Source organism: Streptomyces sp. NPDC036822 (assembly GCF_055609145.1).
Window position 1 is genome coordinate 13417 of the sequence record NZ_JBVJPY010000030.1, and the last position, 21126, is coordinate 34542.

The 21126-nt window shown below is 68.7% G+C and carries 20 protein-coding genes and 3 pseudogenes; 10 read left to right on the forward strand and 13 right to left on the reverse strand.

Features of this window, described 5'->3' with window-relative positions; all coding sequences use genetic code 11:
- Positions 1-231: 231 nt before the first annotated feature.
- Positions 232-1503: a PucR family transcriptional regulator gene (locus ACZ68P_RS34320; protein ID WP_471013112.1), complete on the reverse strand. Its 1272-nt coding sequence runs from the start codon at positions 1501-1503 to the stop codon at positions 232-234.
- 361 nt (positions 1504-1864) lie between these two features.
- Between ACZ68P_RS34320 and ACZ68P_RS34325 the strand changes: the two genes are divergently transcribed.
- The 6 genes from ACZ68P_RS34325 to ACZ68P_RS34350 all read left to right on the forward strand — a co-directional run bounded on the left by ACZ68P_RS34325 (position 1865) and on the right by ACZ68P_RS34350 (position 8358).
- Positions 1865-2305 carry a YxiG-like protein gene (locus ACZ68P_RS34325; protein WP_471013114.1) on the forward strand — a complete coding sequence of 147 codons (441 nt, stop codon included), beginning with the start codon at positions 1865-1867 and terminating at the stop codon, positions 2303-2305.
- 31 nt (positions 2306-2336) lie between these two features.
- Complete coding sequence (locus ACZ68P_RS34330; protein ID WP_471013115.1) at positions 2337-3458, forward strand: hypothetical protein; 1122 nt, start codon at positions 2337-2339, stop codon at positions 3456-3458.
- Positions 3459-3608: 150 nt separating this feature from the next.
- Positions 3609-4343, forward strand: coding sequence for a translation initiation factor IF-2 (locus ACZ68P_RS34335; RefSeq protein WP_471013118.1), 735 nt, complete (start codon positions 3609-3611; stop codon positions 4341-4343).
- Positions 4344-5013: 670 nt separating this feature from the next.
- Positions 5014-6402, forward strand: coding sequence for an ice-binding family protein (locus ACZ68P_RS34340; protein WP_471013119.1), 1389 nt, complete (start codon positions 5014-5016; stop codon positions 6400-6402).
- Between the two features lie 257 nt (positions 6403-6659).
- Positions 6660-7244 (forward strand): DUF5819 family protein, encoded by a 585-nt coding sequence (locus ACZ68P_RS34345; protein WP_471013121.1) that lies wholly within the window; start codon positions 6660-6662, stop codon positions 7242-7244.
- Entirely contained in the window at positions 7231-8358 is a 1128-nt protein-coding gene (locus ACZ68P_RS34350) for an HTTM domain-containing protein (protein ID WP_471013123.1), read from the forward strand. Before ACZ68P_RS34345 ends, ACZ68P_RS34350 begins: the two co-directional genes overlap by 14 nt.
- A gap of 3 nt (positions 8359-8361) precedes the next feature.
- Here the strand turns inward: ACZ68P_RS34350 and ACZ68P_RS34355 are convergent, their stop codons facing one another.
- The 9 genes and pseudogenes from ACZ68P_RS34355 to ACZ68P_RS34395 all read right to left on the reverse strand — a co-directional run bounded on the left by ACZ68P_RS34355 (position 8362) and on the right by ACZ68P_RS34395 (position 13763).
- The gene (locus tag ACZ68P_RS34355; protein ID WP_471013125.1) at positions 8362-8760 is read right to left on the reverse strand and encodes a thiol-disulfide oxidoreductase DCC family protein; all 399 of its coding nucleotides are present in this window, start codon (positions 8758-8760) and stop codon (positions 8362-8364) included.
- A 156-nt stretch (positions 8761-8916) separates the two neighbouring features.
- Positions 8917-9795 carry a helix-turn-helix domain-containing protein gene (locus ACZ68P_RS34360; RefSeq protein WP_471013127.1) on the reverse strand — a complete coding sequence of 293 codons (879 nt, stop codon included), beginning with the start codon at positions 9793-9795 and terminating at the stop codon, positions 8917-8919.
- A 287-nt stretch (positions 9796-10082) separates the two neighbouring features.
- Positions 10083-10184: pseudogene (locus ACZ68P_RS34365) on the reverse strand (NUDIX domain-containing protein); the annotation flags it as partial.
- A 203-nt stretch (positions 10185-10387) separates the two neighbouring features.
- Positions 10388-10831 carry a PaaI family thioesterase gene (locus ACZ68P_RS34370; RefSeq protein WP_365716137.1) on the reverse strand — a complete coding sequence of 148 codons (444 nt, stop codon included), beginning with the start codon at positions 10829-10831 and terminating at the stop codon, positions 10388-10390.
- 54 nt (positions 10832-10885) lie between these two features.
- Positions 10886-11053 carry a hypothetical protein gene (locus tag ACZ68P_RS34375; RefSeq protein ID WP_471013130.1) on the reverse strand — a complete coding sequence of 56 codons (168 nt, stop codon included), beginning with the start codon at positions 11051-11053 and terminating at the stop codon, positions 10886-10888.
- 52 nt (positions 11054-11105) lie between these two features.
- Positions 11106-11351 (reverse strand): annotated as a pseudogene (locus ACZ68P_RS34380) (molybdopterin oxidoreductase family protein); the annotation flags it as partial.
- A gap of 92 nt (positions 11352-11443) precedes the next feature.
- Positions 11444-12115 (reverse strand): enoyl-CoA hydratase-related protein, encoded by a 672-nt coding sequence (locus ACZ68P_RS34385; RefSeq protein WP_471013132.1) that lies wholly within the window; start codon positions 12113-12115, stop codon positions 11444-11446.
- Positions 12116-12177: 62 nt separating this feature from the next.
- Positions 12178-12771, reverse strand: coding sequence for a TetR/AcrR family transcriptional regulator (locus ACZ68P_RS34390; RefSeq protein WP_471013134.1), 594 nt, complete (start codon positions 12769-12771; stop codon positions 12178-12180).
- Positions 12772-12978: 207 nt separating this feature from the next.
- A protein-coding gene (locus tag ACZ68P_RS34395) for an IS5 family transposase (RefSeq protein ID WP_471013148.1) occupies positions 12979-13763 on the reverse strand; the annotation gives its coding sequence in 2 pieces (ribosomal slippage) (positions 12979-13425 and positions 13428-13763; 783 coding nt in all).
- 88 nt (positions 13764-13851) lie between these two features.
- On the opposite strand from ACZ68P_RS34395, the gene ACZ68P_RS34400 reads away from it, so the two are divergent.
- Both ACZ68P_RS34400 and ACZ68P_RS34405 read left to right on the forward strand, forming a co-directional pair.
- Positions 13852-14484, forward strand: a complete 633-nt coding sequence (locus ACZ68P_RS34400; protein WP_471013136.1) for a hypothetical protein — start codon at positions 13852-13854, stop codon at positions 14482-14484.
- 193 nt (positions 14485-14677) lie between these two features.
- Entirely contained in the window at positions 14678-15364 is a 687-nt protein-coding gene (locus tag ACZ68P_RS34405; RefSeq protein ID WP_471013138.1) for a hypothetical protein, read from the forward strand.
- Between the two features lie 59 nt (positions 15365-15423).
- Here the strand turns inward: ACZ68P_RS34405 and ACZ68P_RS34410 are convergent, their stop codons facing one another.
- Positions 15424-16218, reverse strand: a complete 795-nt coding sequence (locus ACZ68P_RS34410) for a DUF4253 domain-containing protein (RefSeq protein ID WP_471013140.1) — start codon at positions 16216-16218, stop codon at positions 15424-15426.
- Between the two features lie 362 nt (positions 16219-16580).
- Here ACZ68P_RS34410 and ACZ68P_RS34415 point away from each other — a divergent pair, with 362 nt between their 5' ends.
- Positions 16581-17987: an SMI1/KNR4 family protein gene (locus tag ACZ68P_RS34415; protein ID WP_471013143.1), complete on the forward strand. Its 1407-nt coding sequence runs from the start codon at positions 16581-16583 to the stop codon at positions 17985-17987.
- Between the two features lie 438 nt (positions 17988-18425).
- Here ACZ68P_RS34415 and ACZ68P_RS34420 read toward each other — a convergent pair.
- A pseudogene (locus ACZ68P_RS34420) lies at positions 18426-18712 on the reverse strand (hypothetical protein); the annotation flags it as partial.
- Between the two features lie 317 nt (positions 18713-19029).
- Here ACZ68P_RS34420 and ACZ68P_RS34425 point away from each other — a divergent pair.
- Entirely contained in the window at positions 19030-19899 is an 870-nt protein-coding gene (locus tag ACZ68P_RS34425) for a hypothetical protein (RefSeq protein ID WP_471013146.1), read from the forward strand.
- A 175-nt stretch (positions 19900-20074) separates the two neighbouring features.
- Here ACZ68P_RS34425 and ACZ68P_RS34430 read toward each other — a convergent pair whose 3' ends face one another.
- Entirely contained in the window at positions 20075-20590 is a 516-nt protein-coding gene (locus tag ACZ68P_RS34430) for a DinB family protein (RefSeq protein WP_471013147.1), read from the reverse strand.
- Between the last annotated feature and the right edge of the window lie 536 nt (positions 20591-21126).

The window sequence follows — 21126 nt, forward strand, 5'->3', positions numbered from 1 at the left end:
GCCGGGAGCGATGCGAGGGGCGAGGGACGGGCGGGTGGGACATAGCGGTCACCTCTGGCGGGCCTGGGGGCGGATGGATCGCCTATGAACGAGTCACACCAGAACACCTGGTCCTCGGGTCGTCCACGCGCTGCGCCGCCACCGGTGTGCGTTCCCAACGTCCGGTGGGCGTGACTGTGCCGACGCCCAGGGGGTGAGCCGGCGCCCGGACGGGGAGGAGGGGGAGGAGGGTCAGGCCGGTCGGCGGCGCCGCTGTTCGTCGTCGGCGACGGAGCCGGCGGAGCCCGCCGCCGCGGCTGGTCCCAGCAGGCGATGGGCGTCGAGCGCGAGGGTGAGTCGGACCAGGTCGCGAGGGCGGGACAGGGCGAGGCCGGTGATCTGCTCGACGCGGCGCAGGCGGTTCAGCACGGTGTTGCGATGGCAGAACATGTACCGCGACGCCTGGACGGTCGAGCCGCCGCATTCCATCCAGACGCCGATGGTGTCGAGGAGGAGGTCGCGGTCGCCGGGTTCCAGTTCGTACAGGGGCCGGAGCACCTGGCGGACGAGTTCGCCGGAGAGGTCGGGCCGCGAGACCAGGAGACCGTCGGGCAGGCGGGAGTCGAGACGCACGACCTCCCCGTCCGCTCGGCAGGTGCGCACGGCGACTCCGGCCAGGTCGCGCGCGCGGGCCAGGCTCCCCAGGCCGGTGACCACCAGGCTGACCCCGATGCGCAGCCCAGGGCCGGCGACGAGGCCGGACGCGAACGCCTCCAGCGGGCGGTCTCCCAAGTGGGCGACGAAGACGGCGCGTTGACCCCAGGCGTGTCGCAGGACGCGTATGCCCCTCACCTCCGGAGCGGTCCTGGGCACGCGGCCGTACGGTGGCGTCGCCTCCGCGACCGCCACCGCGTAGCGGCCGCCGAGCGGCAGATCGAGGATGTCGGCCGCGTTCCGGGCGAAGTCGGGGTCGTGAGGCGTCTCCAGCAGGGCGGCGAGGATCAGACGGACACGCTCGGCGTGCCGGCCGGCCACCCCGTCGATGACCTGGCGGTAGGCGTCGGCGACCAGGACGGCGTCGCGGTCGTTGCTCTTCCACACCAGCTCGGCGACGTGCACCAGCCGGCGCATGTCGCCGAGGCCCTCCCGCTCCACCACGTCGATCATCCCGCTCCAGACCTCGGATCCGGCGACGCGGAAGGCGTGCAGGACCTCGTCCAAGGGGCGGCGCTGTTCCGCGCGCCGCATGCCCAGCTCTCTCGTGAACCGCTCGACCTCCACGATCCTGCCCGGATCCACCCCGGTCTCCAGGCCGTGACGGATGCCCGTTCCCACGGTCTCGCGGACGTCCGGCGGTGCGAGCACGGGGTCGGCGTAGTACGGCACCTCGGCGCGGATCGTCTCCAGAACGGCGTCCGTGAAGACCGTGCCGTACCCGAGCAGTCGTCGGCACGCGCGGTCGAAGAGCTCGACGGACGACGGGTCCGTGGCGCTGCCGGTGGCGGAAGCGGAACTACGGTGCATGGACGCTCCTGGTGGACGGGGTGCGGGCGCCACGCGGGGTACCGACGCGAGGCGCCCACCTGCGGTGCCGACGTGAGCTGCGCGTGCTGCGGGGAGGCCTTCCGGCCGGTCGCCGTGGGCGACGGCCGGCAGCGTCCTTCCCGGAATGGGCATCATGCTAAGCGGTCGGTCAGGGAGGGAAGGGGTCTCAGCCGGATCGTAATGTTCCTTATGCACGGACCCGCGGACCGGAAGTTGCGGCCCCGCGCTCCCTCGACCCCGTGACGTGGACAGGAGGGCCGGCCGCGACGCCGTAGCCTGCCGTCCCGACACCCGTAAATCCCTTGTCGATGAGCATGTGAGATGAGATGGAAGGGCTTGCATGGACACCGCCCTTCTCGATGAGCTGAACAAGACCGTCGATCAGCTTGTCGTGCACCACGGACACACGAACTACATGCGCGACTACGAGGTCGTCATCGACGTCGGGTGTGGGACCCCTCACGGTAGGACGCCCGCCTACCTGCGGTACCTCTTCCGGTACTGCGTCGAGGCCCGCTGCGAGACGTTCTTGTCGGCGGAGACCTGGCGGGCGTCCTTGGACGACGGGCTTCTCGACCGCGATACCGCCGACCCCGACCTCGGCGGTTACGTGGGGGGTGCGACGTTTCATGAGCTGTACGGAGCCGAGGGGCTGGAGGCGGGCCGCTGCCGCCCACGGGGGCGGCGCTCCATCCCCGTTGTAGTGATACGTCGACAAACGGCTGTCGGTGGGCCAACTTGTCGAGATGTCAGCGGGGTTGTCCAAAACCTGGCAGCCTGACGGGACGCTGACCCACCTGGGAGGACCCGCCGTGACCGAAGCTCTGATCGACCCTGTCGACGCCAGTGGCGACGACGACTCCGACCGCGAGGCGGTCGAGCGTGAGCGGGACGAGTTGCGGGACTTCGTCAAGGGGTTGAGCCCGGACGACATCAAGTCGGGCGGCTGGTTCACCAAGCTCAGCGCTCAGGCGATGAGCTCCTACACCGAGAAGGTCGACTGGCGGTACTTCCAGGAGCGGTACGAGGGCGTCCCCGCCGATGCCATCGTCGATCAGCGCATCAAGATGGCGGCTCGGTACGCGGCACTCGAAGGCGGACTCTCCGCCGGGGCCTACACGGCGGCCGTCGTCGCCACCCTCGGCAGCCTTGGTGGTGCCTCGCCGGCGACCGTCCCGGCCGCCGTCGCGACCGTCATGGTCGATGTCGCGTACATCACCCGGCTCCAGATGCGCCTTGCCTACGACATCTCCGTCCTGTACCGGGTCCCGCTCGACCTGTCCGATCCCGACGACATGTGGAAGCTCATCCGGGTGGCCTTCACGATCAAGAGCGGGGAAGTGGTCCGGGGAGGCGTCACCAAGGCGGTCCCGGCCATGATGCGGCCGTTGATCAAGCGGTTCTACTCCGGAGCGGTACTGAGCGCTGCGAGAGGGCTCCCCGTCGTGGGGAAGTTCCTTCTGCAGCGCAACGTCATCAAGATCGGTATCCCCGTGGTCGGCGTGCCCCTCGCGGTGGTGCTGAACCGCTACACGACGCTGCTCGCGGGGCGGCACGCGCAAGCCGTCTTCCGGAACGAGGCGCGGGTGATCGAGATCGCCGAGGGCCTGAGCGACCGGAGTCGGCACCCGCGGTTGATGTTGTGGGTCGCTTGGCTCGTCATCACGGCGGACGAGAAGATCGCCGACGACGAGGCGCTGTTGATGCGGCACCTGGTGAGGCTGGTCCGGGATCGGCATCAGGTCGTCGACGAACGGCTCGCTCGACTCGTCGACGTCGATCCCGCCGAGGTCTGGCGACACCTGGACGCGGAGCCGGGAGACGTGAGCGACCTCCTCGACGTCGCCGACCGGGTGGCCGCGGTGTCCGGTCCCGTCAACGCGCGCGAGAAGGCGGTCATCTCCGAGCTTCGGGAGCGCTGCCGCCGAGTCTGACGCCGGGTGTTCCCCTCGGCGCGGTGGGGCGACCGCCGCCTTCGCGGGGCGGGGCGGACGCGAGTTCGGGCAGCGTGAGTACGATCGCCCACGCCGGTCTGAGTACGTGAGGGGTTGCTCGCCGCGCGCGGCGCGGGAAGGGTGGGGCGCATGCGCCGACTGCTGCTGCTCGCCCCGCTGTTGCTGTTCACCGCCGGCTGCGGCATGGTGCCGACCTCCGAGAACGCGGCGTCCGACGTCGCACGGGACGTTGCCCGGAAAGCGGGCGAGCGCCTCTACGGCCAGCGTCCGCGCACCGCGGAGGAGGTCGGGCGCTCCGCTTCCGGTATCGACGGGGTGGAGGTACTGCGCGTGACGGGTATCTCCACCCACGACGGGGACGGCGTGGAGGTGGTCGTCCGTACCTCCGGCTCGGCGTACAACGGATGGACCGACGCGGAGGAGGTCGTCGTCCGGCGCTGTTTCGCGGTGCGGGTCTCGCCGAAGGCGGAATGGCGGGAGGAGCCCCGTGACGTGGACTGCCCGGATGGCCCTCCGCTGACCTTCGCCCCGCCGCCCGAACCGCCCCGGCTGCCGTACGAGGAGCTTCGCGCGACGCTGCCCCGGGTACCGGAGGGCGGCCGGGTGGACGAGGCCGAGGTGCGCCGCCGGATCGCTGCTCTGGACCTGCATCCGGAGATCCGTACCGAGGTGAAGGCGGACGGCGGCCGGGTCGGAGTCGTGTTGTCGGTGAAGGGCAACGGCTTCGACGCGCAGGACTGCCTTCTCGCCCGCGTCAGCCCCGGGGACACCGAGGTGTGGGTGCCGTCCCGGATCCAGCGGATGCCCGGAGAGGGCGGCTGCACCGTCGCCAACGCCCTGAACCCGGCACCGCCGCCGCACTGAACGAGGAGCCACTTCAGCCCTCCACGGATCGGCGTGCTCGCCAGCGCCCGCCCCGGCCGACGGTTCGCTGATCCAGTTCCGTGGGGTGGGGCACATGAACGTGCCGGACCTGGAGCGCAGCCACGGCGGTGCGGCGCAGCCCCATTCGCGCGGGCGGCGTCTGCCCGACAGCCGTGCGGCGGAAGTTGCCTCCAACGGCGGAATCCGTGCGCCCAGGAGTCATTCACATGCTGGTGAGGCTTCTTGCCCGGCAGTTCGGATGCGGAAGCGTCAGCGGTAAGCAGGCAGACCGGTCCGGAGCGGTGGGGACCATCGGCGGGAATCACGGGTCTCCACGTCGCGTGGCAGAGGGCTTGAGCTTCTGCGGGACAGTCGGACCGCAATGATGCTGATGCTTGGCGAATTTACGAATTCACCTTTACGGCCTCACTGACGGGCAAGGACCGGCGATCTGGGTGCTCGGCGGTGATGCGCCGCGCAGATGGGGGGCAGCCATCCGGCTCACCATTGATCATACATTTCTTGATGCGGATGGATGATTTCGGCGACGGCACCCGAGTGAATGGTTGTCGGGGTTAGGTGCCTGCGTAATATGCCGCCGACAGAAGAGGCGATTCCGATGGATATGGAACGCCGGACGCCACCACCCCGCACAGGAGTTGGCTCCTCGATGACACTGAACATTCCCCATGCGCCGCCACGGCGCACAATGACGGCCTGGATCGCCGGGGTACTCACCCTGTTGGTCGCTGTTGCCGTCGTGGCAGTGACGCCTACACGAGCACATGCAGCAACAGCAGTCCCGTTGGGTACCGCGGAAACCTTCGCCGTACTGGCTGGTTCGACGGTCACCAACGAAGGAAATTCGCAGGTCACCGGCGATGTCGGTGTCTCTCCGGGAACGGCCGTGACGGGATTTCCGCCCGGAACGGTGATGGGCGGGACGATCTACGCAGGCGCGGCGGCTGCAGGAGCGAAGGCCGATCTCGCTACGGCGTACGACAACGCCTTCGGCCAGCCCACGGAATTCAACCTCTCCCCGGCGCCCGTGACTCCCACGCTGGCTCCCGGCACCTACGCCGTCGAGTCCGGTCTCCTGGTCAACGGCACGTGGACTCTGGATGCCCAGAACAACCCCGACGCCGTCTGGGTTTTCAAGGTTCCTGCGGGTCTGACAACCGCGTCCGGGAGCACCATTGCTCTTCAGAACGGCGCCCAGGCGTGCAACGTGTTCTGGGTGACCGATGAATCGGCCACCCTCGGCTCCGGCTCAACCTTCGTGGGCACCCTCATGGCGCTCACGCAGATCACCGTCAACAGCGGGGCGACCGTCGAGGGCCGTGTGCTGGCCCGCAATGCGTCCGTGACGCTGAACAACAACGTGATCACCAGGCCGGAGTGCGAGAGCACCACCACCACGACCACGGGCGATGCTGCCACGGGTGACGCTACGACGGGCGATGACGCTGCGACGGGTGACACCGCGACCGGTGACGCTGCGACGGGCGATGCCGCGACGGGTGACGCTGCGACGGGCGATGCCGCGACGGGTGACGCTGCGACGGGCGATGCCGCGACGGGTGACGCTGCGACCGGTGATGCTGCGACCGGTGATGCTGCGACCGGTGATGCCGCGACGGGTGATGCTGCGACCGGTGATGCCGCGACGGGTGATGCTGCGACCGGCGATGCCGCCACGGGTGACGCTGCGACCGGCGATGCCGCCACGGGCGATGCCGCGACCGGCGATGCCGCGACGGGTGACGCCGCGACCGGCGATGCCGCGACCGGCGATGCCGCCACGGGTGACGCCGCGACCGGCGATGCCGCCACGGGTGATGCCGCGACGGGTGACGCTGCGACCGGTGACGCTGCCGTCGGCGGGCACGACTCGGGTGGGCATGACTCGGGCGGGCATGACTCGGGCGGATACGGCGACTGCGCGTGTGACTCGCCCGTGAAGCCGGGGAAGCCCGGCCACCACAGCAAGCCGGGGAAGCCCGGCCACCACAGCAAGCCGGGGAAGCACAACGTGCGCGAGGCGCATGTTTCGCACTGAATGTGAGATGGGTGGTGCGCGGCGGATCATCATCGATTCCGTCGCGCACCGCCCGTGGGGACAGGAGCAGCAGGTGCGAGCAGTCAGGATGGGAAGGACCGGGTGGGGCAGTGCTGAGCGGTGCTGAGTCGACAAGCTTGGAGTATCCGCAGAGGGCGGGCGCCGAGCCGGCCGGTCAGGACGACGGCGGGGGGCCGGAAGGCACCCGTGACCTTTCGGGGCCGCCCCGCCTGCTGAGTGCTGGAACAGGAGTCGCGGTGGCACTGTGCCTGGCAGTGACCCTGGTCCATGTACTTCTGGTGTTCCTGTACGTGGCGCCTCCGAATGCCATCTCGAAGGCGTACAGCCGACAGGTCAACGCGTGGGTCCGGCCGATGTTCGAGCAGAATTGGCGCCTCTTCGCGCCGAATCCACAGTCCGTCAACCGACAGATTTCGGCGAGGATCAAGCAGACGGCGCCGGACGGCACCACGAAGGTGAGTGGCTGGATCGATCTGACTGCTGAGGACGATTCCGCGGTCAAGCACAACGTCTTTCCGAGTCATACGGCCCAGAACATGCTTCGCCAGGCGTGGAATTCATACCTCAAGACGCATGGCGGCTCCAACCGGACGCGTTCGGAGCGGGCTCTGATGATGGAGAAGTACCTGCGCAACATCGCGGCGGATCGCGTCGCCGCCCAGCGAGGCGACACTTTCGATTCCATCCAGCTGCGTGTGATCTCGCGGCCTATCGCTGCGCCCGGTGCAGCGGTTGGATCCCGCCCGGCCGCCGCAGCACCGACACGGGCCGAAACCCGTTACCTGCCATGGTGGAAGGTGGCCTCGCATGCAGCGGACTGAGCAGGAACCCGTCGCAGCGCCGAAACTGCCGGAACGCACCGCAGAGCGGACCGACGTACGCGTGCCGCAGCGCGTACTCGACCGGGTCCATGCATGCGTCGGCCTTCTGACCGAGCGGCCGGTGTCTCTGTACGCGGCGGCGGTGCTGCGCATCGGGTACGGGCTGCTCTATCTCGTCTTCCTGCTCCGCGAGTTTCCACACCGCGACGTGATGTGGGGCCCAGGGTCACCGTGGACACCTACGCTGGCCAGGCAGATGTTCGACCAGAGCGGATGGGCGAGCGTCCTCACCCTGTCCGACAGCTCGGTGTACTTCGAGTTCTGCTACGCCATGGCTCTCGTCACGTGCACCCTGTTCTTGCTGGGCTGGCGGACGCGGGCGGTGTCCGTCCTGTTCGCGGTCGTGGTGGTGTCGTTCCACGCCAGGGCGCTTTTCATGGCGGACGGCGGGGACAATCTCATGGTCCTCATGGCCGTCTACCTGGTCTTCACCGCGTGTGGCCGGCGCTGGTCTCTCGACGCCCGCAGGGCCCGCCTCCGGGCGTCGGCGGGCAGAACGGCAGACCCGCGGGGCGGCGCTCTCCGGCGCCATCTCGGTGACACCCGCGTTGTCCTGACGACGGTGCTGCACAACTGCGGCATGCTCGTCATCGCCGCCCAGGTCTGCTTCCTCTACGGATGTGCGGGCCTGTACAAGGTGCAGGGCCCCAAATGGGGCGATGGGACGGCACTCCACTACGTCCTGAACATCGACCTGTTCCGGCCCTGGCCCGAGCTGTCCCAGATGGTCGCAGGCCACCACGTGCTGATTGCCGTCGTCGGATACATGACGGTGCTGGTGCAGGTTGCCTTTCCGTTCGTCCTGTTCGGCAGGCTCAAATACCCTGTTCTGGTGCTGCTGTTGGGCATGCACGTGAACATCGCGGTGCTCATGGGGCTGCCGCTCTTCTCGGGCGCGATGATCGTCGCGGATGCCGCATTCCTGCCCGACCGCTTCTACCGAGCCGTGGGAGGGATGTGGCGGCGTACCTTCCAGCGCACAGGGGGCAAGGGAGCGGAGGCCCCGGTTGGCGCAGTACCCGCTGTGGTACCGCACCAGCCGGCACAGGAATAGGGGTCAACGGTCCGCATGCCCCCGCATGTGGGCTGGGAGAGAGCAGGTGGCTGTGCCGCCCGGCAGGCGATGGCGGTTCCTCGCGACAATCCGATAGACGCCGCTTGCCATCCAGTTGACGGGCGGTACCCGAAGGGCAAGCCCGAGCCACCGCCAGCGCCTTCGTCCGCACATCAGCACGGCGGACAGGGCGCGCGGTCCGCCGTGGACCTTGCTGCCGCCCGGGCTGATCCAGAGGACCTCGCGGTCGGCCCGGGCGGCGGTGACCTTGAGAGTGGCGAGGTCGGCGTGCTGCCAGGGGACGAATTGCACACACGGCTGAACGGTGCGCCGAACGATCTCAACAGTCCTGTTGCAAAAGCCGCAGTCTCCGTCGAACAAAAGAATGGGCTGGCTTGCCATCTGGGCTCCATTTCTCGACGTGCCGCGCTGAATGCCTCCAGTGTGCGGTGCAGCGAGACCGATCGACGGGCAACACGACCTACCACGCGTCCACTGATTCGGCTTCTGTCAGGGGGCAGGACCAGTGCGCGTCAAGCCAACAATCGACTCAGGTCGTCAGGTACGCGAAGACGAAGTCTCCTCGAGATACGTCTTGGCGGCGTCGGCGATGAAGTCTCGGGTGGCGGCCGGGTCGAGAGCCCGGGTCTGAAGGTGGTCATACATCGTGCTGTAGTGCCGCACGTCGGAGATCTTCTCCAGGTAGAGGCCGTTGGCGAACCGTTCCAGGTGCACCACTCCGGGGTGAAGGCTGTCGGTGAACTCCAGGATCGAGAACTGCCCTGGCAGGCCCGGGTGGGCGCCCGCGGTATAGGGGAGGACCTGCAGAGTGATGTGCGGCTCGACGCCGAGTGCGTTCAGGTGCAACAGTTGTTCACGCATGATGTCGGGGCCGCCGACGACGCGGCGCAGTACCGATTCGTCCAGGATGACCTGCAGGCGTAGCGGGCGGGTCGGATCGTAGATCCGGTGCTGCCTGCGTAGCCGTACCTTGAGGCGTGTGGCGGCCTGATCGGTGGTGGGCAGGGGGATCGTTTCCTCGATGACTGCCTGGGCGTAGGCGGGGGTCTGCAGTAGTTCGGGGATCGCCATCGGCGCGTAGGTGTGGAGGGATACGGCGTCCGTCTCCAGGCCGATATAGGCGCTGTCGGCGTGGTCGCCGTAGGGGTGCCACCAGCCCCTCTGACCGGATTCCCTGGCCATCTCCATCAGCGAGTCGATGACCTGCTGGTCGGTCACTCCGTAGATCGCGCACAGGTCGCGCACATCACGAGGGCTGGTGGCGCGGTTGCCGTTCTCCAGATGGCTGATCTTGGGTTGCGAGACCATGAGCCGTTCGGCTACTTCCGCGCTCTTCAGCCCGCTCGCCATGCGGAGCTGGCGAAGTTCGGCCCCAAGACGGCGTCTCCTGATGGTGGGGTTGGGTCTCGCCGCCACGCCTGTTGTACCTCCGGTTCCAAGTCCGTGTGCTGGGCTGAAGGTTGCCACAGAGCAGGGGTTGTCGATCCGTGCCATCCCGCCATGATCACAAGTGGGCGAAAATGTACTCTTACCTTGGCATTTGCCCATGGCAGGGCACGTGAGGCCGGTCGTCTGCCGGCTTCGCCGATGTCGGTCGGAGTCTCGCGGAGGCTGATGCTCGGGCGGCTTCCGCGTGGCGGATGGCCGCGACTTCCGACAGGCCGAAGAACTCCTGGCCGGGGGAGAGGTTGATGACAAGGTCTGTCTTCCTCGAGTCCTCCGCCGGTGCCGGTCCGGTGGGTGGGGGTGTGGGGGGCGGCGAAGACGTGGAGGCGTTCGGGGACGGAGCCTGGGCTCATGTACGCACGACGCGCAGGACTGCCTTCTCGCACGCGTCAGCCCCGGTGACACCGAGGTGTGGGTGCCGTCCCTGAGCCGGCGGATGCCCGGAGAGGGCGGCTGTACCGTGGCCAACGCCCTGATTCCGGCACCGCCTCCGCACTGAACGAGGAGCCCCTTCAGCCCTACAGGGATCGGCGTCCTCGCCCGGAGCGGCGCACCCGGGAGGCTAGAAGATCATGCAGGTGGTGGTGGCGTGGGCGATGAGTCGGCCCTGCTCGTCGAGGACCTTGCCCTCGGCGGTGGCGGTGCGGCGGCCGGCGTGGATGACCGTGCCTTCGGCGGTGAGGGTCTGGCCGTCGGTGCGGGCGGCGCGGATGTAGTTGACCTTGAGTTCGAGGGTGGTGTAGCCGGTGCCGGCGGGCAGGGTGGTGTGGACGGCGCAGCCCATGGCGGAGTCGAGGAGGGTGGCGGCGATGCCGCCGTGGACCGTGCCGAGAGGGTTGGCGAAGTCGGGGCGGGTGTCGAGGGAGATGACGATGCGCCCGTGGTCGACTTCGTCGAAGCGCATGCCGAGCAGGCGGCCGATGGAGGGGATGTCGGTGGGGCGTTCGGTCTGAACCCAGCGCATCAATTCCAGGCCGGTCATGGTGGTGAAGTCGGTGGTGGTCACGGGTCGGTCTCCTTGCGTGGTGCGGGTCGTGCCGCCGCGAGGGCGGGGTGTTCGTCAGGGGTGAAGTGGCTGGACGCGGGCGGGGACGTGTTTGTGCCAGGGGGTGCCGGCGATGGGGTCGCGCCAGGCGAGGTCGGTGAGGGTGTTCAGGGCGACGCCGGTGCGTGCGGTGCCGCCGTCCTCGGTGGGAATCCCTCGCCGGTCTTCTCCTGGGCTCGCCACCGTGGGTGTCCCGCACGGTCTTCATTCGGGCGGCGATCTCCCGTACGGCGGTGTCCCAGCCGACGGGGGTGAAGCTGCCGTCGCTCTCCCGGCGCAGCGGTGTCGTCAGCCGGGCGCCGCCGTTCTGGTAGTGGTCCAGGCGCAGGGCCTTGTTGCAGGTGTAGCCGGCGGTGGCCACGTGTTCCTTGTCGCCGCGGATCTTGGTGAAGCGGCGGCCGTCGGTCTGGATCTGGATGCCGCAGTTGTTCTCGCACAGGATGCACGCGCTCTTGTGCCAGGTGGCGGTGTCGGCGGTCATCGGCCCTGTCTCCTCAGGCGGTGGGCGGCTGGCGGATCCCGTGCCCCCGGGGTCAGCCGGGGGCGCGGGGCGTGCGGGCGGTGGGGAGTCGGTCAGCCGAGCGGGTCGGCGGTGTCGCGCAGGGTGGCCAGAACCGGGGCGTACATGCGCGCCTTGATGGTGCCGAGGGTGTCACCGGCTTTGCTGACCTGTGCTCGGGCGATCTCGATCGCGGTGGAGCGCACCGCGTCCTCGCCGACCGCGTGGTCGACGATTCCGGCGGTGGCGGCGTCGGCGCCGCCGTAGCGGCGGGCGGTGAGCATGGCCACGTGGGCGGTCTGCGGCGTCAGCCGGGCCTGGATGAGGGCGGCCATGCCGGGGGTGAAGGGGATGTTGATGTCCGCTTCGGGCAGGCACCAGTAGCCGCGATCGGCCCGCATGACGCGGAAGTCGTGTGCGAGGGAGAACATCGCGCCGGCGGCGAAGGTGTGCCCTTGCAGCGCGGCCACCGTGACGACCGGCAGTGACAGTATCCGCGCGAACAGCTCGTGAACGGAGACGACGTAGTCCTGGTGCTGGTCGGCGTGGGCGAACAGCCAGTCCAGGTCGAGCCCGTTGGAGTAGAACTTGCCGGTGGCGGCGGTGACCAGGGCGCGGGGGCCTTCCGCCTTCTCCACCTCGTCGAGCGCGGCACCGACGGCGGTGAGCCAGTCGGGGTGGAAGCGGTTCTCTCCGTCCCCGAGGTCGAGAATGAAGACGTTGTCCTGACGGTCGAGCGAGGGCATGGCGACTCCTTCGGCTGAGCAAGGTGAGGTCACGCGGCCGCGGACCACGGGCGGGGCCCGGGCTATGCGCCGGTACGGTCGCGCAGGGTGTGGAGGAGCAGGTCGTGGATCTCGGCGGCGGCCGCCTCGATCGGGGCGGTGCTCTGCTCGGCCCGGCACATGATCACCGCGCCTTCGACGGCGGCGATGACGAAGGCGCCCAGCCGGCGGCTGCGTTCCTCGGTCAGACCGTGCCGCAGGAAGAGGGCCGCGAGGGCGTCCTGCCAGCGGGTGAACACGGCGGCGGCGGAGCGGGCGAGATGGGGGGCGTCGTCGTTGGTCTCGACGGCTACCGCCACGATCGGGCAACCGGCCCGGAAGTCGCTCTCCACGAGCCGCTCGCGCCACAACACGAAGAACGCGTCGATCGCATCCACCGGATCATCCGCCCGCATGGCGGCATCGATCAGACCCGCGATGAAGTCCCCCGCCAGCGCCACCGCTTCGTCGATGAGCTGCGCCCGCCCGCCGGGGAAGTGGTGATACACCGAGCCCCGAGGCGCTCCGCTGTGCGCGAGCACCCGGTCCACGCTGGTCGCGCTCGCCCCGTACTCACGCAGCAGCGCGGCGGCACTGAGGATCATCCGCTCACGGCTGTCACTCTTGCGCGGACTCACCCGCCCACCACCTTCCCGACGACGAGATGGCCCACCGAAAGGGCTACCGGTCGGTAACTTATGGGGTATGGCATAGAACATGCAAGGGTCGGGAGCCTGGAAATATGCGCCCTGGGCCCCCTGCCCGCGCGCCCGGCTCCAGGCGTCAGCCCCGACACTCGGTCTCGGGGCAACGATTTAGACGTCATCTCATTTGGTGAGCCTGCGTTAGCAGATGAGGGTGCAGGCGATGCTGGTGAAGGCGAGGAAGTGGTCGGCTTTGCGTTCGTAGCGTCGGTGGAGCCGTCGGCAGCCGGCAAGCCAGGCCATGGTGCGTTCGATGGTCCACCGGTGCCCTCCGAGCCGCTGAGAGGATTCGATGCCTTTGCGGGCGATGCGATGTCGGATGCCGCGGCCGGAGAGCCATTGCCGCAGGTGGCGGTAGTCGTAGCCCTTGTCGGCGTGGAGCTTGCCGGGCTTACGCCTGCGTCGGCCGCGGCGTGAGCGGATCGGGGGGGGTATGCCCTTCACCAGCGGGATCAGGGCCTGGCTGTCGTGGAGGTTCGCCGCCGAGATTCCGACGGAGATCGGCAGACCGGTCCGCTCGGTGATCAGGTGGATCTTCGACTCGTACTTGCCCCGGTCGACAGGATTCGGACCTGTCAGGTCCCCCTTTTCATCGCCCGCATGTTCACCGAATCGATCGCACACCTCGACCAGTCCAGCTCACCCCGGGAGCCGAGCTCGTCGAGGACCAGGCGGTGCAGCTTGGCCCACACCCTGGCCTTCGACCACTCTGCGAACCGACGGTGAGCCGTGGCCCCGGACGGCCCGAACGAAGCGGCAGGTGGTTGCTGCCACGTACACCCGGAGGTCGCCACGAACACGATCGCAGCAAGCACCTCCCGGTCGCCATGCCGACGCCGGCCACCACCCTGCGGCCGCGAAGGAGCCTCCGGCACCACCCGCTGAAACAACTCCCACAACCCGTCAGGCACCAGACGCTCAACAATCCCCACCACGCCTCGCACCCTACCGACCCGTAGGAAGCGTGCCGTAAACGCGACGCCCTGCGATGACAGACCATGGCAGGATCACCGGATGTCCAACGACGTCGCCTATCCTGTCTTCCGTACCCCCGACCCGGCCCTCGCCCTGCGCACCGCGCGCCGTCTCATGGAGTTCGGCCGCTGCGAACACTCCGAGGTCTCCGCGTACGCGGAGCTTTCCTCCGTCGCCGAGGTGCGGCGGATGGCGAAGGCCATGCCCCAGGGGCGGTTTCTCGGGGCATCTGAACTGGACGAATTCGAAGGGGTGCCGTTCGAGGACCAGCCTGCTCTCGTTGTCGGTGTCGAGGCGAGCGGCATGCCGACCGAGGAAGCCGCGTTCGAGGGACGGCTGCCGGTGGAGTGGGAGGCGTGGAACCTGCCGATCGGCAGTATCGAGGCAGATCTCACCGCGGCGATCGGTCCAAATGTGGGCTTGATCAATTGGGATGCGCTGCAATGGCCGGCCGCTCCCGAGGCGGGATTCCACGGAGAATCCAAACACGCCGAAGTGACACTCCTCTTCAACACCCACACCCGCGAGCTCGATGAACCCACCGACGATCACAGCGTCCTCATCCGTGTCCGCAGCGCCGTCTTCGACGGCCGCCAGAGAAACGAGCCGTACGTCCATTGGCTCGCCGCGCAGGTGGGCCTCACGGTCATAGGGCCCGCGCAACGGTGCTGAAGGAACCTGCCAACCCTCGGAAACAGCTCCCACAACTCATCCGCTACCAGCCGTTCGACGATCCCCGCCGCGGCCTGCCGGCTACCCAGCCGCCGGCGGCCCAAATAGGCCGGGCCGATCATCCGCTCAGCGCTATCGTCTGCGGACAAGAGCCTTACGCCCGGGGGGAAGCGTCTTGAGACAACGGATTCTCATGAGCGCCGCAGTCACGCTGCTGGTGACATCGGCCGGTTGTAGGTCGGGGACGGAACAACCGCGGGACTCCTCGAAGCCCGCAGCAGTGAAGTCCTCGGCCACGACACCCTCGGCGGCCACCCAGCGGCCGTACGACAAGATGCCGGCGCGGCCGCTGGGCCAGGCGGCGGTCAGCGGCCGTGATCACGCCTTCCTGCAGGAGGCGTTCGCGATCCAGATGCCGGCAGGACACAAGATTCCGCCGGCCGACGAGGTGGCCGTGATCCGTCGCCTGGACGCCAAGAACGGGGAGCTGGCCTGGATGTCCGACGGACGGACCTTCTGCTACGGCAAGATCCGGGAAGGCTACAGCTCACTCAGCTGCGGCCTACTTCCTGAGGAGGCACCGGCACCCGGACTGCTCTTCACGATCTGGGGTGAGCCTGACCGGGTGAGCAACGGGGAAAACAACGACCAGGTCCGTGTCGTGGGCTTCGTGATCGCCGAGGGTGGTCCGGCACGGTTCGACCACGTCAAGCGGAGTAAGGGGACGGGGCCGGTGCACCAGGCGGTCGCAAGGTTCCCTTCCGGTCGCATGGTCACCTTCCTGACCTTCGACCGTGCCTACGGGCCCATCGACCCGGAGGCGGAGATCTGCAGGAGCGACCGGAAGATCTGTTTCCCGTCCGAGGACCTGCCGCACTGACACGACGGCGGTGCGCGGCCGTCAGCTGCGCACCGCTCCGCAAGGGCCTGCCGTCTGGTTCAGTCCCACCAGAGCGACCACATCGTCGAGCGGGCCATCGTGTCACCGGTCCTCACCGCATCGTCCACGGTGTCATGGCAGTAGGCGCGCAGCTCCGCGGCGGCCTGCGCGGCGCCCCGCGGGTCCAGGGGCGGCCGGTCGACGACCAGCTCCAGATAGGAGCCGTTGGCGAAGAAGAGCTCAGCTCCCCACTGCTCGTGCCAGCGGCGCAGGAGCGCGGAGGTGTCGAGGGGGGTCAGGCCGCGGTCACCGTACCCGGCCCATCCCCACGTCGTGTAGACACGCGGCAGAAGCACCGGAACCTCGTAGCCACCGCGCGCGGCCACGAAATTCACCCACCGCCAGTCCTTCTCGAAGAAGTCCCGGGTCCCGGTCGCCCACTGCGACACCCCCTGCAGCGGCCGCTCCACGGCCGGTGCGAGCAGGGGTGCCAGCCGGTCGGGGTCGTAGTCGGACCGCCAGAGGTCCAGGTCGTCGCCCGCGTTGGCGACCTCCTCCACCGCCCACCGGCAGGCCGACACCAGTATGGACGCCGCCCTCGCATCGTGGTCCTGAGACGAGGCTTCGCCGACCCACTGCTCCAGCACCTCGGCATCCCACGCCGTATGCCCGTGCCACTCCGTCGCATCGCTCGGCGGGCTCAACGTGACGTACGGCCACCAACCGGTCTGGTCATGCCTGCCGCGCCACTCCTCCCACACCGCGCGAGCCTGCTCGCGCGGCACGCGGACGCCGAGGGCCTCGACCCCCGCCGCGGTCACAGACCGCTCGGCCTCGGAGGTGGGAAAGGACATCCGCAAACGGTGAAAGAGATCATCGTAGGAAACCAGCGGCGCGCGGAGGAACGATGTCATGAGATCAGGACCCTAGACGATCCCGGCATGGCGAGCCCCTCCCCTGCCTCCGCCTCGTCGAAACAGCAGTGATTCTGGCCGGGTCGACTCCCTCTGGACTGGTAGCCCTCTCGCGAAGGAAGCCATCGTCACCGCTGACGCATTCCACCTCACGCTGAGCCTGTCCATCCTTCATCACTGCTTGCAGGAGTTCAGGACGCGTCTGCTCGCCCCCTTCGCGCGAGGCACAGGTTCGGGCCTCCCGTTCCGTATCGCCAGGGTTCGTGCACCCACCAAATGAGATGACGTCTTAGGGTCGGCCCATGAACGAACCGACGTCTGCACCCTTGCCGCCGGCCCTGCACTCCTTCGAGACGTGGGAGCCGCTTCTGCGGGCGTGGGTGGACGGGTTCGCGGGGGAGGGGGCGGGCGAGGACGGGCCGGTGCGCGTGGCCGGTGCCATCGGCAGGGACGGCTGGATGTCGTCATCCGGCGCCCGGCCGCGGGGGAGGGCTTCGGCCGCGGAGCGGGGGGCCGTTGAGCGCGTGCGAACTGCCCTTGAGCGAGCCGGAGTGGACTCCGTGACGTTCTCCGCCCGGATCGACTCCTCGGGGAAGACCCGGCTGCGGGTGAGGGGCCCCAGCCCTGCCGTGGAGTCCGGACCGGCGGGCGGCGGGGCCCTGCTGCTGGTAGCTGGTGCCGTCCCCGCGCCGTGGCGGCGGCTGCCCGACCCGGCCCCCCATGCTCAGCCGGTCCGGTCGGCGGATCCCGCGGCGCTCGAGCGGCGGTTGCGCGCGAAGCTGCCGGGCGCGGTCGGGGCCGGCGACGAAGGGCTCGCCGCCGCCGAAGCGCGTCTCGGTCTGCGACTGCCCGCGGAGTTGCAGGCCCTCTACCGCGTCGTGCGAGGCGGAGGGGAAGAGGGAGAGCGCGACACCCGAGCGGGGGCTGCGCTGTACGACGCCGTCGGCTGCGAAGTCCTGCCCGTAAACGACGTGTACGTCGCCGACTGCGCGTCCCGGCCCGCCCCCTGGAGGTTCGCCGCCTGCGAGGCCGCGTTCACCCCACCCGACGCCGCAGTCCAGGGCCTTGTCGGCTCGCCCGGCTGGATCGTGTTCGGCGACAACGGCGGTGGCGACCGGCTCGCGGTCGACCTGACCCCAGGGCCTGCGGGCCACATCGGACAGATCGTGCTGCTGAGTCACGAGTCGTTCCTCGGCGCCGAACTGATCGCGGACTCGCTCAGCGACCTGGTACGAGGGGTCAAGCCACGGGGCCGACGCCGGGCCCGGTTCCGCCGACGGAGCGAAGGGCCGGCCGTGGCCCACGTCAACGTCGCCCACCTGCGCAGCGTCGAGGCTGCCGCGCACCCGGAGCTGGAAGTGCTCTGCATCGGGGTCCGGGACGACCCTCCGGTCCACCTCACCCCTGTGATCGGACTACCGCGCCTGCGGACCCTCACCGCCTACCCGGGCACCCTCGCCGACCCCCGGCAGATCGGCCGGCTCACCGAGCTGGAGTACCTCGAACTCGGGCCTGCGGAATGGCGAACCCTGCTGGACGCCAGGGCCGTTCCGCGCAGCCTGGTGGCGGCCGGCATCACCACACACGGCCTAAGCGACCACCCCGGGCGGCTCACCGACCTCTCCAACGAGATCCTGGCCCTCTGGGGCCGCCCGCCGATCGTGCGGACCGTCATCGACGGCGTTCTACACCTGGGACCGCGCGATTGATCGTGGGACACCTTCAGCGACCTGTGGCGCTGCCTGTCCGGCTGCGCGGAGGAAACGATGGATTCATGGCTCGGTCCGGCGCCCACCACCTCGACGCGCCCGAATATGGGCACCGTGCGCCGCTGCCCGAGCGGTCCGTCCACCTATGGGCTGCGGTCGGATTCCGGGTGACGGTTGGTCGGCCGAGCCTGTCACCCGGACGCGGTTTGCGATCGCGGTGCCGGGATGATGGCGGGTGAGCCCCTGGGCCTCCCTTCCTCGGTCCGCCCGAACCGCTTGGCACTAGGGCCTGTCCGGCGGATCATGTGACTGTCTCGGCCTTCAGTCGTTGGCATGCTCATGGGGTGGGGAGATCTTAGAGGGCGGTTCGTGATCTGATGTCCGTTTCCCGGTGAGGTTGGGGCAGGACCGCTGGTCGCGGGGCTCGGTCGGCTGTTGCTACCTGGCGAAGCTGCCCGTGTCGATCTCGGTGAGGATGCCGAGCTTGACCAGGCGTTTCAGCTTGGCGCGGGTGCCCTCGATGTTCTTCGGCAGCAGTTGTGATCGAGGGCTTCGCGGACGTCCCGGGCCCGTAGCGGTCCGGTCGCATCGTCGAGGACACCGAGGATGCGGGGGTAATCCGGGTGCTCGGGCAGGGCCGGTGGGACGGCCGGTGGCCGGTCGGCGAGGCCAGTGAGGGTCTTCCGGGTGATCGCGAGGTGTTCGAGGTGGGTCTCTGCCTCCCGCGAAGCACCGACGAAAGGTGCCTCGTCCCTGTGACGGAAGTCGCTGGTGGCGGGGCACCTTTCGTGGTTCGTCCGGACCTCCTGCCGGGGTCGCTGCTCGATCGCGGGAAGCGAGCGCTTTGCCCCCCTTGATCACGCCGGTGTGCCTAGGTGCATGATGTGCCTGGACATAGGGGGGACGCATGACGCAAACCACGCCGCCGAAATGGGGGCTGACACCGCCGGGGGCTCCTGGGAATCCGGGTGTGCCGCCGCAGGGGTTCATGCCCGTGCGGCCTCCTGACGGCGGGAACGCTGCGGTGTTCACCGTCGGGGCTGTGGCCATCGGGGCTGAGACCGTGATCGCCGCGCTGGTCGCCGTCCTGTACAGCTTGCAGTCCGAGTCCCACGGAGGCGAAGGCGGCCTCGGATGGCTGTTCGGCACCGTATTCGCGTTCGTGCTGCTGGCAGTCATTTCGATGATCGCAGGGCTGGCCGGTTCGGCGATGGCGGTGCTTCCCCTCGTCCTCCTCGGGCGTGCGGTGGCCCGCCGTACGGGGCGGCGCGACAGCTGGCAGCTCACCCTGGCCACTGTGGCGGTCGTTGCCGCCGCCCTTGCGCTGCTCATCGGCTCCTGCATGCTCCTGGCCGGCTTCGACGGCCCCGGCGACCTGCTCGTTTATCCCGTCCTTGCCCTCAGCCTCATCGTCGGGCTGGCACCCGCGACCCTGTGCGCCCGGGCGGCGGGGAACCCCGGAAAGCCCGGGGCCCGATGGCGGGTGCTCGGGGGCGTGGCGCTGGGCGGTCTGGGGCTGCTCGCGGTGACGCTTGCGGTCGGGGTCGTGGCGTACAGCTCGGGGATCCTCAAGATCTACGAACCGCCCCGGCTCACTGAAGCCGACATGGTCGGCACCTGGACGGACGGCGACGGCGGAAGCCTCCGCTTCGAGGCGGACGGCACGGTGACGGCGAAGGGCGTCAACGAGTACGAGGCCACGGGTGAGCAGTCCGGTACCTCCAACTGCACCGGGAAATGGCAGCTGACCGAGAACGACGGTGTCGGTCGGCCGTTCGAGCTCAGCATCGCGGACTGCGAGAGCCTGTCCTTCGGCTGGGACATCGGCGGTACGGAGGAACACCCGACGGTCTTCACCTGGATCGGCGAGCCGGATTCGGGTGAGCGGTACATCCTTACGCGGCAGCGGTAAGCCATCCGGTGCTGAGGTCTCGGGCCTGGCCGGGTGTAGGTGTGCGGTCACGCCGCCCTCGATCCGTGCCTCCACCGCCACATGGGCCCCAGCCGACTGCCCCGAAGCTACCCCGTAAGCACCACGCAGTACGCCAGGAACGTGGGAAACGATCTCCACCAACGTGGGACAGCCCTTAGACGCCGGTCTGTCCGTCGACGAGTTCACGCACGACATCGAGGTGACCGTTGTGGCGGGAAATCTCTTCGATGAGGTGGAGGACCACCCAGCGCAGGTCCACGTGGCGGCCGTCGCTGATAAGACGCTTGGCCGTTGAGTTCAGGTCGTAGTCGGACACCACGCGGCGATAGCGCGCGCTCTGTTCTTCGTACTCGGCGAGAAGCTGGGGCAACGGGACGTCGACCGCTGTCCGCATCTCGGGGTCGGGGTTGTCGTCGGTCGCCTCCGTGAGCGGCCCCTCGGGCTCCTCACCGAGAAACATCACCTGGACCCAGTGATACTCGACCCATCGCAGGTGGCTGATCAGCCCGCACATCGTCATCAACGGTGAATTCGGGAGCGGTGCCTTGCGGGCATCTTCCTCGGACACACCCTCACACTTGGCCCGCGCCGTCTCACGGGCGTAGTCCAGGAAGGTGGCCAACTGTGTACGTTCGTCCCACGTGGGGGGTGTATCGGTTCGTTGTGTCATCGCGGGTGAGGTTCCCACAGCTCGAAGGCGGTGTCGCGTGATTTAGAAGCCGCGCAGGCAAGCCTGCAACCACCACCTGCGCCGGCATCGGCCTGCAAGATCCGCCGGACAGACCCTAGACACCCCGTTCTGAACCGGCGATGTTTCCCCGTCCTTGCGCATGCCCCTCATGTGCCAGAGGCTCAGGCCCACGGGCGCTTCACACTCCGACCGTATGATCATCAGCATGATTCACCCCACCTCGGGACCCCCTACGTGGAGACACCTGGCCTCGGCACTGGTGCTCGTATCGCTGATCGCGAGCTGCTGGTACGCCATGCAGCCGGTATACGCAGACTGCGTGTACTTCGGAAACCACTCCATCGAGGAAGCTGTCGAACACGGTCAATGCGAGGCTCCCCGGATGCGCTGGAAGACATGGACGGAATGACGCTGTGAGCTCTCAGTGAGCCTTTTTCATCCTGCCCCTGAAGGGCTATAAGGCCTGGTCAGCTGGGGTGGTGACGTGGCAGAGCCCCCGGTCGTTGGCGGTGTTG

Excerpts from the sequence above, each read along its gene's own strand:
- ACZ68P_RS34320 (WP_471013112.1), bottom strand. The coding sequence starts at position 1,503 with ATGCACCGTAGTTCCGCTTCCGCCACCGGCAGCGCCACGGACCCGTCG.
- ACZ68P_RS34325 (WP_471013114.1), top strand. The coding sequence starts at position 1,865 with ATGGACACCGCCCTTCTCGATGAGCTGAACAAGACCGTCGATCAGCTT.
- ACZ68P_RS34335 (WP_471013118.1), top strand. The coding sequence starts at position 3,609 with ATGCGCCGACTGCTGCTGCTCGCCCCGCTGTTGCTGTTCACCGCCGGC.
- ACZ68P_RS34340 (WP_471013119.1), top strand. The coding sequence starts at position 5,014 with ATGACACTGAACATTCCCCATGCGCCGCCACGGCGCACAATGACGGCC.
- ACZ68P_RS34350 (WP_471013123.1), top strand. The coding sequence starts at position 7,231 with ATGCAGCGGACTGAGCAGGAACCCGTCGCAGCGCCGAAACTGCCGGAA.
- ACZ68P_RS34355 (WP_471013125.1), bottom strand. The coding sequence starts at position 8,760 with ATGGCAAGCCAGCCCATTCTTTTGTTCGACGGAGACTGCGGCTTTTGC.
- ACZ68P_RS34385 (WP_471013132.1), bottom strand. The coding sequence starts at position 12,115 with ATGCCCTCGCTCGACCGTCAGGACAACGTCTTCATTCTCGACCTCGGG.
- ACZ68P_RS34400 (WP_471013136.1), top strand. The coding sequence starts at position 13,852 with ATGTCCAACGACGTCGCCTATCCTGTCTTCCGTACCCCCGACCCGGCC.
- ACZ68P_RS34405 (WP_471013138.1), top strand. The coding sequence starts at position 14,678 with ATGAGCGCCGCAGTCACGCTGCTGGTGACATCGGCCGGTTGTAGGTCG.
- ACZ68P_RS34410 (WP_471013140.1), bottom strand. The coding sequence starts at position 16,218 with ATGTCCTTTCCCACCTCCGAGGCCGAGCGGTCTGTGACCGCGGCGGGG.
- ACZ68P_RS34415 (WP_471013143.1), top strand. The coding sequence starts at position 16,581 with ATGAACGAACCGACGTCTGCACCCTTGCCGCCGGCCCTGCACTCCTTC.
- ACZ68P_RS34430 (WP_471013147.1), bottom strand. The coding sequence starts at position 20,590 with ATGACACAACGAACCGATACACCCCCCACGTGGGACGAACGTACACAG.